Genomic DNA, 13,065 nt, shown 5'->3' with positions numbered 1-13,065 from the left:
TTTACTTTTTACAATTAATGTTTGTAGCTCAGACCGTCGCCGAAGGTGAAAAGCGCGTAGCCTTTTGGCTTCATGTGTCCCGGCACATCGGATTGATTATCGAGTACGGCTTGCCGGGAAACGGGCGTCGTAAACGGCATTTTACCTGTCGGATTGAACGCTCCACTCAAAATATCCAGCACCGCATCGGTTGTGGTGCCAAAGGTAGCCAAAACGGTTTTTACATTCGAATTGTCAATCTCATCAATCACCCACGGACTTGTGTAATTGATGAGCACAACGGTTGGTTTCTGACTGGTGAGGGCGTTCACATGCGCCACATCGATCTTATTTTTTGAGAGTTGGAGTTCAATGGGGCCACCGGCAGAGCTGAATAAACTGCCGCCATTGGGCGTCAGCCACAAGACCACCACATCCGCTTCTTCTTTTGTGGATACAAACTGAAGGCTGCCCGTATGATTTGTTGGTTTCAGGACAGTTATCGGTTCTTTGGTACGGCCGTTATCGAAGTAGGATTCCATATAGACCTTTGTTTTCGGGGCCAGCGGCAGGAGGTTCGCCGAATTACGAAGGAGCACGATGGATTTTCTCATGGCTAAATCAGCCCGTTGCTGGAATTCAGGCTTGCCCACAGTTTTCTGAGCCAGTTCAGGGTCGACGTACGGGTTTTCGAATAAACCCAGTACAAATTTCTCCCGAAGTAAACGGGTGATCGACTCATTGATGCGTTTCTCGGAAACCAGCCCTTTCTTTACGGTTTCGAGCAAAAGTGTCGGATCGCCGGTACCGGAAAACAAATCGACTCCGCAGTCGATGGCCTTCTGGTATCGTTCCACAATCGACAGTTGCTCCACGCCCCAGGGCATCATTTCAATCGGTCCCGTGTCGGAATTGATGATGCCCTGAAAGCCCATTTTCCCGCGGAGTAAATCGTTAATAATGGCCTTATTGTAGGCAAAAGCTATTTCTTCGTACTTCGTCCCGATCGGTTTGGCATAGTACGGCATTATAGCTGATGTGCCCGCGTCGATGGCGGCCTGAAAAGGTTTGAGGTGATAATCGAACATCTTGCCCGGATAGTGCTGGTCTTTTCCCCAATCAAAGTGCGGGTCCTGTCCCTCTACCTGCGGGCCACCACCCGGAAAGTGTTTAGTGGTTAAGCCTACCGAGTTGGGCCCTAGTTTTGTGCCCTGAAAACCAAGTACAACTTCGCGGGTCATGTTGGCCGCTAAATCGGCATCTTCGCCAAACGTGCCTTCAATGCGCTGCCAGCGGGGTTCCGTCGCCAGATCAGCCATGTACTGGTAGCCTTTCCGCAACCCTACCGACGCCCATTCCTGGCGGGCAATGTCGCCAAATTCGCGCGTCAGTTTCAAGTCGCGCATGGCCGCGAGGCCCAGTTCGCCGGGCCATCTGGAGAACACCGTCGTGCCGACACTAAGGCCGATGGACGCGTCGGCTGTGATGTGATTGCGCGGATTGGAAGCTACAATGGCCGGAATACCCAAGCGGGAGCTTTCGCAGAGGGCCTGTAAGTTGTTGCTCCAGTCGGCCATAATTTTCGCTGATGTATTGGCGCGAAGTATGAAGTGGCGCAGCTGGTTCTGCATAACCCCCTTGGTCGTACCCGCGGCCATCATCATGGGAGCGGGTAGTGGCTTCCGGGTAAACATGTTCATGTTCTGAACCAGATCTTCCTCATTGAAGCCGCTGGTAATTTCGGCCTTCGGTGCGCCCTGTTGAAAAGAGGCATCCCCCGCCAGTCGAGAGGTACTAATGAGCATGAAGCCTACTTTTTCTTCAATCGTCATTTGGGCAATCAAGTCCTGAACCCGCTGCTCGGTGGGTAGCCGCCAGTCTTCGTACTTATCGAGTTTACCGTTCTTGTTCAGGTCTTTGAATGAGAAACCGTTAATGGTCAACAGTTTTACGGAACGGTGCCCCAGGGTTGGTTGCGCTGGCTTTTGGGCCAATACGGCCGTAGCGGTGAGCGCCAGTGCCACAAGCGTAAGGGATGGCTTTGAGAATGAATGTCTGGTAACGTTCATGGAGTACAGTATAGGTAGTTAAGTTCGTTTTGTGATCAGGTGAGCAGGGGGCCGGCGATACGTCTTAACGTTGCGGGGTTAAAAGATCAATAAGGGATTTTGTCGCTTGCAGTTAGGTACAGTTCATAGTATAAAACTAAGATTCAACCCCTCGGCAAATAGTCTAACGACTGGCTAAAACCTATTAATACTAGCTTAGTTACGCGGGGATACCAAGAAGATTCTCGGGAAAAACTTTATAAGTTTACGCAAACGATTTCGGGAACGTTTGCGTAAACTTATAAAGTTTTAACTATTTCTGAGAATAGTAGTAGATGGGGATACAATCCTTTCCTGAAACGAACAGCTTTAAAATTCTTTCGGTACGTAAGAAAATATAATTATTTCAACAAAGCATGGGCGCAAAGAACATCACGATCAAAGACATTGCGCGGGAGTTGAACATCTCTACGTCGACAGTATCAAGGGCGCTGAGAGGTAGTTCGGAAATAGGGGATGAGACCAAGAAGCGGGTGCTGGCTCTGGCTCATCAACTCGATTACAATCCGAATCCCGTGGCGTTGAGTTTACTCAGCAGCCAGAGTAACGATATTGGGGTCATTGTCCCAGAAATCGCTAATCCGTTCTTCGCCATTGTGATTGCCGGTATCGAAGATGTAGCCTTTGCGCAGGGCTACCATGTTGTGATCTACCAGAGCCACGAAGATTACGAGCGAGAGGTGTTAAACGTAAAACACATCTATAATCGTCGGAAAGATGGTCTGTTGGTGTCAATCGCTACCGCCACCAACGATTACTCACATTTTAAAAACCTGCACGACAAAGGATTTCCTATTGTGTTCTTCGATCGGATCTGTGAAGAGATCGACACGCATAAAGTATCGGTTGATGACTTTGAAGGGGGCTACATGGCTACCGAGCACCTGATCAAACAGGGCTGTGAGCGCATTGCCCATGTATCGGGCCCCGACCATTTGCTCATCAGCCGTCGGCGGTTGCACGGGTACCGGGCTGCCTTGCTGGATTATGGAAAGCCCATTCATGATGACCTCGTTGTTTCGTCGGCTTACTCGCCCACGAGTGCGCTGGAGGCTTCCCGTATTTTATTGGCCAATGCTGAGCGTCCGGATGGGATTTTTGCCTCCAGCGATAATATTGCTATTGGCTGTCATTCGGCTATTACGGAAGCGGGCCTATCTATGCCCGACGATATAGCCTTGGTTGGCTTTTCCGACTTGCCGATGGCAGCTTTGCTAAATCCACCTTTGAGCTCGGTGGCACAGCCTGCGTTCGAGATGGGCCGTTCGGCCGCTGAATTGTTGATCAATCTTATCCGGAATCCCGGCGAACACAGTACATCCATCAGCAACGTGCTCAAGACAAAACTGATGGCCCGCAAATCGTCTATGCGGTTGTCGAATACTTGAAACTGATACAGTTCGGTATTATTCGTTAGCGGAGATAGAGGTTTTTACTTTTTCAACTTGTTCACCCCAACCCTTTTTGGAGCGGTTGAGGTGAACAAGTTGAAATTTATAGTTTGATAGAACGCCAGCCGCCTGCATCGTGCAGGTCGGATACTCCCTGACCGGCCAGCCAGTTTTTGGCGCGGGCGCTCCGCATGCCCGATGCACAGCAGAGAACAATGGGTTTGTGGTAGGCTTTAATCTTATTGAGCTGGTTATCGAGCTGATCAAGCGGGATGTTAACTGCCCCTTTGGCATGACCTCCGGCAAATTCTCCCGCCGAGCGGACATCAATCAGTACAGCTCCCTGGGCCAGAAGTTCAGTAATGTTTTCCTTTTCGGCTGATCCGAAAATAGACTTGAGTATCGTTAGCATTGATTTTGCTGCTTTTAATTGTCTACGGCAAAGCTCTAAAATAAGCGAGCGTCCTTCCGTGATATTTGTCACGGAAGGACGCTCGTTTTAAAATTTCGTAGATAGCCTGTTTAAACGTTTATATTGATGGCGTTTTTGTCATGCCGACGCAGGAGGAAGGATAAAAACGTACCTGTCAGGTATCAATTAACAGCTTCGAAATTAAAAACCGGCGGCCTGCCCATCTTTCCGGGATTCGGTAGCGCCGTGATACACTTTGTTTTTGGCGTCGTACATAATCGCCTGATACCCGCCGTACCCGCCGAGGCCATAACCGACCTTGTGCCCTTTGCGCATCAGGTCGCGGATGGTTTCGTAGGGGTAGCCAGACTCCAGAGTGATCTGGCCGGAGTCGATCATTTTTTCGCCGGTTGGTTCCGATGAGCCCAGGTGGTCAATTCGGGGGGCGTCGCCAGCTTCCTGCGGGTTCATGCCGTAGTCGATCATGTTCATGATGATCTGCACATGGCCTAATGGCTGAAAGCTGCCGCCCATAACGCCGAAGCTCATGAAAGGCTGTCCGTCTTTCGTGACAAAAGCGGGAATGATGGTCTGGAAAGGCCGTTTGTGCGGGGCGAAGGTATTATTCTGCCCATCGATCAGACTATATAGCTCACCCCGGTCCTGGAGCATGAATCCCAGTCCATCGGGCGCCATACCCGAGCCAAAACCCCGGTAGTTACTTTGGATGAGGGAAACCATATTCCCTTCTTCATCGGCCACGGTTAAATAGATCGTATCCCCCTGTTTCAACGCCGGATTGCCCGCATCGACCCGGCTGGCTGCCCGGTTGAGGTCGATCAGCTGACGGCGTTCGGCTGCGTAGGATTTACTGACGAGTTCCTTGACGGGGATGCTGGCGAAGGCCGGATCGGCATAGTATTTGGCCCGGTCTTCGAACGCCAGTTTTTTCGCTTCGACAAACCGGTGAATATGCTCGGGACTTCCCCAGGGGATTTGTGAAAAATCGTAGCCTTCCAGCAGGTTCAGCATTTGCAAAGCCGCAATACCCTGGCTGTTGGGCGGCAACTCCCACACATCGTAGCCCCGGTAGTTGGTCGAAACGGGTTCTACCCATTCGGAGGTGTGGTCGGCGAGATCTTTGGCAGTCAGAAAGCCCCCCATTTTCTTCATGAAGGCGTCGATCGTTTTGGCGATATCACCTTTGTAAAAAGCATCGCGGCCACCCGTCGCAATCTTTTCGAGTGTGTTGGCCAACGCAGGGTTTTTAAATAATTCGCCCCGTTTGGGGGCTGCTCCGGTGGGCGCGTAAATGTCCTTTACGTTCGGGTACTTGCTGAACCGGGCAATCATGGATGGCCAGTAAAAGGCGGCTTCATCATGAACCGGATAGCCTTCGCGGGCGTAACGAATGGCATGCGACAGAATTTTGGTCATTGGGGCCTTCCCGAAACGCTTGTGCAGTTCAAACCAGCCATCCACACAACCCGGTACGGAAACGGGCAGTGGGCCATCGGAAGGAATATGTTTGAGGCCTCGTTTCTGAAGCTCGGCCAGGGTGAGCGTGTAGGGGGAGCGTCCGGATGCATTCAGTCCGTATAGTTTTTTGGTTTTGGCATCCCATACAATGGCGAACAGATCACCACCGATGCCATTAACGTGCGGTTCTACCAACCCTTCCATCGCATTGGCCGCAATAGCCGCATCAATGGCGTTACCACCCGACCGGAGCACGTCAACGGCGGCCTGGGTGGAGAGCGGGTGAGAGGTACAGGCCATCCCGTGGCGGGCCATGACGACCGCCCGTGTGGCAAATGATTTTCCACTGAGCCGATCCTGTGCTGTAACCAGTGAATGTAAAGAAGCCCAGATACTAAGCGTAAGTACTAGTTTTTGCATGAAGCCGATGGATGAATTACCTGAAAATGAATTGTGCCACGGTGGCATCACCGTGGCACAAGATAACAAAATCTACCGCTACCAATAAGCTAAACCGGAGTCTAATGCTCGTTCGGTGTAAATTCATAGGTTCCCAGACCCAATACTTCGCTGGTTTGGTGCCGGAGTTGATGCCCTAACTCGGGGTTATTGGCCAGAACCTGACCGTAACTTGGAATCATTTCCTTCAGTTTCTGTTGCCAGGCGTCTGTTTTGAGTTGCTCAGGGAAACAACGTTTGAGCAGGTCGAGCATGATCGACACGGCCGTTGAGGCACCAGGTGAGGCACCCAGCAGGGCCGCAATGCTACCATCGGCTGCGCTCACCACTTCGGTGCCGAATTCCAGTACACCGCCCTCTTCATCGTCTTTCTTGATCACCTGTACCCGCTGACCGGCAATTTCCAGCTCCCAGTCATCCATTTTCGCATCGGGATAATACTCCCGCAGGGCATTCAGCCGATCTTCGGGCGATTGCATGACCTGCTGAATCAGGTACTTCGTCAGCGAAACGTTGTGCAGACCCGCCATGAGCATGGGCGCCATGTTGCTCAGCTGAATGGATTTGGGTAAGTCCATGTACGAGCCGCTTTTCAGGAACTTGGTCGAAAAACCAGCGTAGGGACCAAAGAGCAATTCGCGCTTGCCGTCGATCATACGGGTGTCCAGGTGCGGCACCGACATTGGCGGAGCCCCCACAGATGCCTTCCCATAAACCTTGGCCTGGTGCTGCTGAATCACATCGGGGTTCACGCATTTGAGCCACTGCCCACTGACCGGGAAACCACCAAAGCCTCTGCTTTCGGGAATATCCGATTTTTCGAGCAGGCGCAATGAGCCACCACCGGCACCAATAAAAATGAACTGGGTTTGCACATCGCGCACCTGATTCGTGGTTACGTTTTCAACCCGGATCTTCCAGCCGCCCAGCGATTTGGAACGCCACAGATCACGCACATCGTGGGCAAAGTACAAATGCACGCCGGGCATGTCGTATAATCGTCGGAACATAGCGCGGGTAAGCGCACCGAAGTTGACGTCGGTACCAATCTCCATGCGGGTAGCTGCCACGGGTTGCTTCGGATCACGGTCCTGCATAACCAGCGGCATCCATTCGCTCAATTGAGTCCGGTCTTCGGAATACTGCATGCCATGGAACAGGTAATTCTGCTGAAGTGCGTCGTACCGTTTTCGCAGATACGACACATTGTCGTTGCCCCACACGAAACTCATATGCGGAATAGAGCGGATAAAATTCGGCGCATCGTGGAGGAATCCCTGCTGGATCAGAAATGACCAGAACTGTTTCGACTGCTCGAAGGATTCGGCAATCTTGATTGCCTTGGACGGGTCGATGGAGCCGTCTTCTTTTTCGGGAGTATAGTTCAGTTCGCAGAAAGCTGAGTGGCCGGTTCCGGCATTATTCCAGGCATCCGAACTTTCGGCCGCTGCGCTGTCCAGGCGTTCGTAGATATCAATGGTAATGTCGGGTTGCAGTTCTTTCAACAACACGCCCAGGGTGGCACTCATGATACCCGCTCCAATGAGCACGACATCGGGACCTTTCTGTACTGATTTATTGCGTTTCGCCATGATGAAAAATAGGCAGGTATGTGTATATCTACCAGATATGTATTCTAGCTATAATTACAAATTTGTGCTTCGGGATGTTCCGGTAAGAAAGATTAACCTTCTGTTAATTGGTTTTTCTTACCATATGGTCTAAACTTGATTTGGGCGCAATAGACCACCGATTCGCAAAATAAATAACCAGCGGTCCAACCTCCGCCATGCGGGAGGCCCGAAAGCTGTCGAATCGTTGAATTATACTAGTTTTACCTCATGAAATACCGAATCCGGACTGTTTGCCTGTTTTGCCTGTATATCGTATTGCTGGGTCAGTCCGTTCAATCGCAGCCCTTACCAATTGCCCCCGCACCGCCCGACCCGTCAGGGATAAACCAGGGGCGATTTATTGGCGTGTTGGTCGGTACGGCCGCTTTTTATACCATTACCCTGCTGATGCTGCGGAAGCAGTGGTACAAGAAAAAGGTACCCTTTCACTCCTTCAACGACAATGGCGAATGGCTTCAGATGGATAAGGTCGGCCATGCGGCAACGGCCTACTGCATGAGTAGGGGAGGATATGAGCTCATGCGCTGGAGCGGTGTCGATGAGCGCGCCAGTATCCTTACGGGGGGGCTGCTGGCCTTATTGTTTCAAACAACCCTGGAAGTCTATGATGGCCACTCGGAAGGATGGGGGTTTTCTAAAGGCGATATGGTTGCCAATGTAGCCGGAACCGCGCTGTTTATGGGCCAGCAATACGGAACGGGGCAACAGGTGGTCAGTATGAAGTACGGGTTTCGTAAAACGATTTTTCCCCCGTATCGCCCCAACGTACTCGGCAAAACAACGGGGGTACAAATGCTTAAAGATTACAATGCACAGCAGTACTGGCTATCGGTAAATCTGGCCTCTGTGCTTCCGGTAGGGCCATCCTTTCCACGCTGGCTCAATGTCGATGTGGGCTATAGCGGGAGCGGCATGATTGGCGGTCATGAGAATCCACCGGTCTTCGATGTCGACGGGAAACCCATAAAATTTGAGCGATACCGACAGTTCTTTATTTCGCCCGATGCCGATTTGTCACGGATCGGCACGTTTTCGCCATCGCTGCAACGGTTTGTGGGTACGGCTCAATTCTTTAAGATTCCTGCGCCTTCCCTGGAGTTTAACCGGGTAAAGGGCGCTCGTTTTCACCCGTTGCTTTTGCCAAAGGAGTGAAAGAGCGAAAGAGCGAAAGAGCGAAAGATGTCTGAGAAGTGAGCTTGCTTTTCACTCTTTCACCCTTTCGCTCTTTCACCTTATTACTTCAATTCGCCCGGCGTGACCACAATTTGTTTCTTCCGGTTTTCGCGCAGAATGCTCAACTGAATTCGCTGCCCAATGGTGTAGTCCGTCAGGTTTCGGTGTAAATCATCAACCGATGCAATAACCTGATCATTGAAGCCTACAATAATGTCGCCCGGTACTAATTCGGCGTTGCCGGCTACTCCGTCCGGCTCAACACTCACCACCATAACTCCGGTTTTAGCCGAAAGCTGGTTGTATTGTTTGATGCGTTCAGTCAGGTTGATCAACTGTCCGGCAATACCCAGATAACCCCGGCGAACACGTCCGGTCATAATCAGTTTGCCGGCTACGAGCGCTGTCAGGTTAGACGAAACGGCAAAACAAATGCCCTGAGCCGGCAAGATAACGGCGGTGTTGACGCCAATCACTTCACCAGACGAGTTGACCAGTGGGCCACCGGAATTACCGGGATTTAATGAGGCATCGGTCTGAATGACATCGTCGATCAACCGGCCCGACTCCGATCGCAGGGTCCGTCCCAGCGCGCTGACAACCCCCGCCGTCAGTGAATATTGAAAGCCATAGGGGTTCCCGATCGCAATAGCAATCTGACCAACCTGTACGTTTTTCGAGTCGGCGAAGCCAATGGCTTTCAGCCCATCTGCGTAAATTTTCAGAACGGCTATGTCTGTGTCGGGATCACGGCCAATCAATGTCGCGTCAAATTCGCGTGAATCAGCTAAGAGAACCTTAATCTCCGAAGCACCGGCGACCACATGATTATTGGTAATAATATACCCGTCGCTGGAAATAATAAACCCCGAACCAGAGCCGCCTTCGGGTTGATTCCGGCCAGGTTGCCGTTGCGGAGGAGATGTCCGACGGTCGGATCTGGGTTCCGCCGTTCGGTTACGTACTTTAATCTGTACAACCGATGGACTAACTTTTTTTGCTACATTTACCACTGTGTTCGAATAGGCATCAAGCAGAGCAGCATCTGGTACCGGTTGTACCGGTTCGTCAGATAAGGATACAAGGTGTGTGTTCATTCCTATTTTTGTTTATTTAGTCAAAATAGGAGGGGCACTATCTGTTCCAGTATCCAGTAAGACCCCTACAACCGGCTTATTGCCAGCCAGTTTGTCAGGTTCTGGAATATAACGTGTTACTTTGCCTTAATTAAGAGAAAGACGATTTGTAGGCTCGGTAAAAATGGCAGAAAACCAGATGACGTTTGAAGAATACCTATTACATAAAAAGATCGATGCCAGTCTGTTTCAGCAGGCTGAACCCGAAAAATTTGTTGATTGGCATCGAAAATTTGTTGAAATGCACCCAGAAAGCTTCACCGCACAAAATAAATTTCTTTTGAATGATACCCGAAGGAAGTATCTTGTTCGTTGAAAGTGTACTATATTGTTTGCAAGTCGGAATAATTTCACGTTAAACACTCAACTCCTTATAAATTATGAGCCTTACGTTAGGGGAACTACGCGGCATAAATGATGCTGTTTTGAATGCACTGAAGGGACAGGGAATAAGCGATAGTTACTCGCTATTGGAAGCCACCAAAACACCATCGGATCGCAAAGCGCTGGCTTCGGCAAGTGGTGTTGATGCAACGACTATACTGGAGTTGGCCAATCGGGCTGATTTAGCCCGTATAAAGGGAATTGGACGTGTTTACAGCGATCTTATGGAAGAGGCAGGTGTGGATACCGTTAAAGAACTGGCGGAGCGTGTTCCTCAGAATTTACATGCAAAATTGATTCAGATTAATAGTGTACGGCAATTCACCCAGCGTCCTCCTTCCGTAGAGCAGATTGGTGATTTTATCGAACAGGCGAAGAGTCTGACCTACATGCTGGAGTATTAATTTGTCAGGAAAGTATAGGCTGAGTGCCGGTTAACTTAAAGTTATCAAATAGAGGTCTGGCTACTTGCCGATTCATCTATATTACATAACGATAGTTTGCGAAGGCGGGCCACCGAAATCAACAAAGGCCCTACTGGTCATTTAACCGGTAGGGCCTTTCTGTTTATTGGTCGGTCGGCTACTTCACTAAAACTTTTGGCTCCCGTAGATAGCGCTCCAGGCGATTTTCCAGCTCCTGCTGATTCAGATTTGTAAATAACTCGCCGTTCAGGGCCAGCGATAACCGCCCGCTTTCTTCCGAAACGGCAATAACGGCCGCATCCGTGGCTTCGCTCATGCCCAGTGCGGCCCGGTGCCTGAACCCCAGCGAAGGTGGTAGCTCATCATCATCCGAAACAGGTAAAATACAGCGTGCCGCCCGAATCCGGCCTTCGCTGATGATGACAGCCCCGTCATGCAGCGGACTATATTGACTGAAGATCGCCAGCAGCAGGGGTTTCGAGACATCGGCGTCAATGGCCTCGCCCGACTGGGCAAATTTCTCGAGATCGTCGTTCTTCTGGAGTACCAGTAAGCCCCCCGAAAATTCAGCGCCCAGGGTTTTGCAGGTATCCAGAATGGGTTTTAAGGGAGTGGATGGCTCGGGTGTATGGCCATCGCGGAGGAGCCAGCGTCGCAACCAGCGGTTGTTGGTCAGATTCGTAGATTTACCGATCAGTAACAGAAAACGCCGGATCTCATGTTGGAAGATAATAATCAATGCCAGCGCCCCCACACTGATAAAGTACTCCAGAATGGTGGTCATTAAGTTGAGACCGAGCGCTTTGACCAGCAGATAAGCCAGATAAACCAGCAAATAGCCAACAAACACCCGACTGGCAACGCTACCCCGAACGAGATTGTAAATCTGATAGATGAGAAGGGCCACCAGGCCGATGTCCAGCAAGTCGAGCCAGCCAATGTCTAAAAATCCCAGGCGAAATGCCAGCATGAATAAATTGATAATGTTTCGGGGTTAAATATAATCACAAACCCGTCGGTACGGTAATAAGTCAATCGTACGGTGTGCGATTCGATGACCCGGTCATATGGGTGTAGTATGCCCTTCGGTCGCCAGGTAGGTTTCCGGGAATACTGTCCGGGCTTCTTCCAGAAATGAATCGAATTGTTTATAGCGGGATGAAAAGTGCCCGATCAACAGTCGGCCAACTTCCGCTTTGGCGGCAATGGTAGCGGCTTGTTTCGCCGTTGAGTGATAGACTTCGGCCGCCCGTTCGGCATTATCGTCCAGAAACGTAGCTTCATGGTAGAGGAGCGAGACATGACGCAGTTGGGGCACCAGCTCCTCCACATAGCGGGTATCTGAGCAATAGGCATAGGAGCGGGGGGCGGGCGCTGGTTCGGTATACTCAGCGGCTGCGTAAATGACTTCACCGTCAGCCCCTAGAATATCCTGACCATCTTTCAACTGTTTCAGATAAGCCACCGGCACATCGGCGGGTAGCTTTTCACGCAACAGGTGGGGCTTATGCGGCTTTTCCCGAAATAGGTAGCCGGTGCAGTCGATACGGTGTTGCAGCGGAATCGCGTCTACCGTCATCTGCGGATGATCGAGTAAGCGCACGGCCTGGTCGGGCTCAACGGGTTGAAAATGAAGCGTAAAGCCCAACCGGGAGTTCGATACGCGCAGAATGGTCGTGATGACCTCATCCAGTCCGCGCGGGCCGAAGAGATACAGATCTTCTGTGCGGCCACCCAGATTTAAACTCGACAGCAGCGGAGCCAGTCCGAAATAATGGTCGCCGTGAAGATGGCTTATGAAAATATACCGTAACCGACCCGGTCTGATCCGTTGCTCAATCAGGCGGAACTGCGTACCCTCACCACAGTCAATAAGCACATAGTCGCTGCCAACGGTCAGCAATTGTGCCGTTTGGTGAAGTTTCAGGGTAGGCGTAGCTGACCCGGCCCCCAGAATAGTGAGCGAAAAGGGCTGGTGGGCCGGCCGGGCATGTTCCGATGCCTGATTGGGTAATGGGTTAGGCATCGGCATTGCCGACGCTGCCTCCGAGGTCGTACTCATCATCATCTTCGCTCCGAAAATCGTTTTCCAATTCGTTCATAAATACAGCGTCGATGGCTTCCTCTACCGTGGGCAGAATCGTCAGGTCGCTGATGCTGGCTCCATCCAGAAGGTCGATCAGTTCGTCGCTCTTCGTCACCAGAATTAATAGACCAACTTCATTTGTACATTGTCTGTTTATTTTTCGGATGGTTATTAAGCCAGCTTGCTCAATGGACTGCACAGGGGCCATGTCGACAATGATATTGCTATAACCTTCCCGGAACAGACCCCGGCTCAAGGTTTCAAATGTGGCGGCTACTTCGTCCCCAAACTGACTTTCGGCTAATCGGATCAGCGCGTACTGCTCGTTTTTTTCGATTGTGTAATTCATGGATGTTCAATTTTGTTTGATTAATGAACAGAGCGAAGGACGTAGGGACA

12 protein-coding genes are annotated in these 13,065 nt (G+C 50.9%); 4 read left to right on the top strand and 8 right to left on the bottom strand.

Features of this window, described 5'->3' with window-relative positions:
- Positions 1-14: 14 nt before the first annotated feature.
- On the bottom strand, positions 15-2,048 hold the full coding sequence (locus ACYVK4_RS19315; RefSeq protein ID WP_461129162.1) for a glycoside hydrolase family 3 protein: 2,034 nt from the start codon (positions 2,046-2,048) through the stop codon (positions 15-17).
- Between the two features lie 395 nt (positions 2,049-2,443).
- Here ACYVK4_RS19315 and ACYVK4_RS19310 point away from each other — a divergent pair, with 395 nt between their 5' ends.
- Positions 2,444-3,475 carry a LacI family DNA-binding transcriptional regulator gene (locus ACYVK4_RS19310; RefSeq protein ID WP_461129161.1) on the top strand — a complete coding sequence of 344 codons (1,032 nt, stop codon included), beginning with the start codon at positions 2,444-2,446 and terminating at the stop codon, positions 3,473-3,475.
- Between the two features lie 106 nt (positions 3,476-3,581).
- Here ACYVK4_RS19310 and ACYVK4_RS19305 read toward each other — a convergent pair whose 3' ends face one another.
- The 3 genes from ACYVK4_RS19305 to ACYVK4_RS19295 all read right to left on the bottom strand — a co-directional run bounded on the left by ACYVK4_RS19305 (position 3,582) and on the right by ACYVK4_RS19295 (position 7,420).
- Entirely contained in the window at positions 3,582-3,890 is a 309-nt protein-coding gene (locus ACYVK4_RS19305) for a rhodanese-like domain-containing protein (protein WP_461129160.1), read from the bottom strand.
- A 201-nt stretch (positions 3,891-4,091) separates the two neighbouring features.
- Entirely contained in the window at positions 4,092-5,789 is a 1,698-nt protein-coding gene (ggt, locus tag ACYVK4_RS19300) for a gamma-glutamyltransferase (RefSeq protein ID WP_461129159.1), read from the bottom strand.
- 101 nt (positions 5,790-5,890) lie between these two features.
- Positions 5,891-7,420, bottom strand: coding sequence for a malate:quinone oxidoreductase (locus tag ACYVK4_RS19295; protein WP_461129158.1), 1,530 nt, complete (start codon positions 7,418-7,420; stop codon positions 5,891-5,893).
- Positions 7,421-7,669: 249 nt separating this feature from the next.
- Here ACYVK4_RS19295 and ACYVK4_RS19290 point away from each other — a divergent pair, with 249 nt between their 5' ends.
- Positions 7,670-8,614: a DUF2279 domain-containing protein gene (locus tag ACYVK4_RS19290; protein WP_461129157.1), complete on the top strand. Its 945-nt coding sequence runs from the start codon at positions 7,670-7,672 to the stop codon at positions 8,612-8,614.
- A gap of 83 nt (positions 8,615-8,697) precedes the next feature.
- Here the strand turns inward: ACYVK4_RS19290 and ACYVK4_RS19285 are convergent, their stop codons facing one another.
- A complete protein-coding gene (locus ACYVK4_RS19285; protein WP_461129156.1) occupies positions 8,698-9,732 on the bottom strand; it encodes a S1C family serine protease in 1,035 nt (344 codons plus the stop codon).
- A 163-nt stretch (positions 9,733-9,895) separates the two neighbouring features.
- Here ACYVK4_RS19285 and ACYVK4_RS19280 point away from each other — a divergent pair, with 163 nt between their 5' ends.
- Both ACYVK4_RS19280 and ACYVK4_RS19275 read left to right on the top strand, forming a co-directional pair.
- Entirely contained in the window at positions 9,896-10,087 is a 192-nt protein-coding gene (locus tag ACYVK4_RS19280) for a hypothetical protein (protein WP_461129155.1), read from the top strand.
- Positions 10,088-10,151: 64 nt separating this feature from the next.
- Entirely contained in the window at positions 10,152-10,559 is a 408-nt protein-coding gene (locus tag ACYVK4_RS19275; protein ID WP_461129154.1) for a DUF4332 domain-containing protein, read from the top strand.
- Positions 10,560-10,737: 178 nt separating this feature from the next.
- Here the strand turns inward: ACYVK4_RS19275 and cdaA are convergent, their stop codons facing one another.
- From cdaA to ACYVK4_RS19260, 3 genes are all read right to left on the bottom strand, one after another.
- Complete coding sequence (cdaA, locus tag ACYVK4_RS19270) at positions 10,738-11,550, bottom strand: diadenylate cyclase CdaA (protein WP_461129153.1); 813 nt, start codon at positions 11,548-11,550, stop codon at positions 10,738-10,740.
- Between the two features lie 93 nt (positions 11,551-11,643).
- Positions 11,644-12,606: a ribonuclease Z gene (locus ACYVK4_RS19265; protein ID WP_461129152.1), complete on the bottom strand. Its 963-nt coding sequence runs from the start codon at positions 12,604-12,606 to the stop codon at positions 11,644-11,646.
- Positions 12,599-13,015, bottom strand: a complete 417-nt coding sequence (locus tag ACYVK4_RS19260; RefSeq protein ID WP_461129151.1) for an STAS domain-containing protein — start codon at positions 13,013-13,015, stop codon at positions 12,599-12,601. Before ACYVK4_RS19260 ends, ACYVK4_RS19265 begins: the two co-directional genes overlap by 8 nt.
- Between the last annotated feature and the right edge of the window lie 50 nt (positions 13,016-13,065).

Source organism: Spirosoma aerophilum (genome assembly GCF_054782495.1).
Note: the sequence above shows the minus strand (reverse complement) of the source record. Positions and strands in the feature narration are given on the sequence as shown.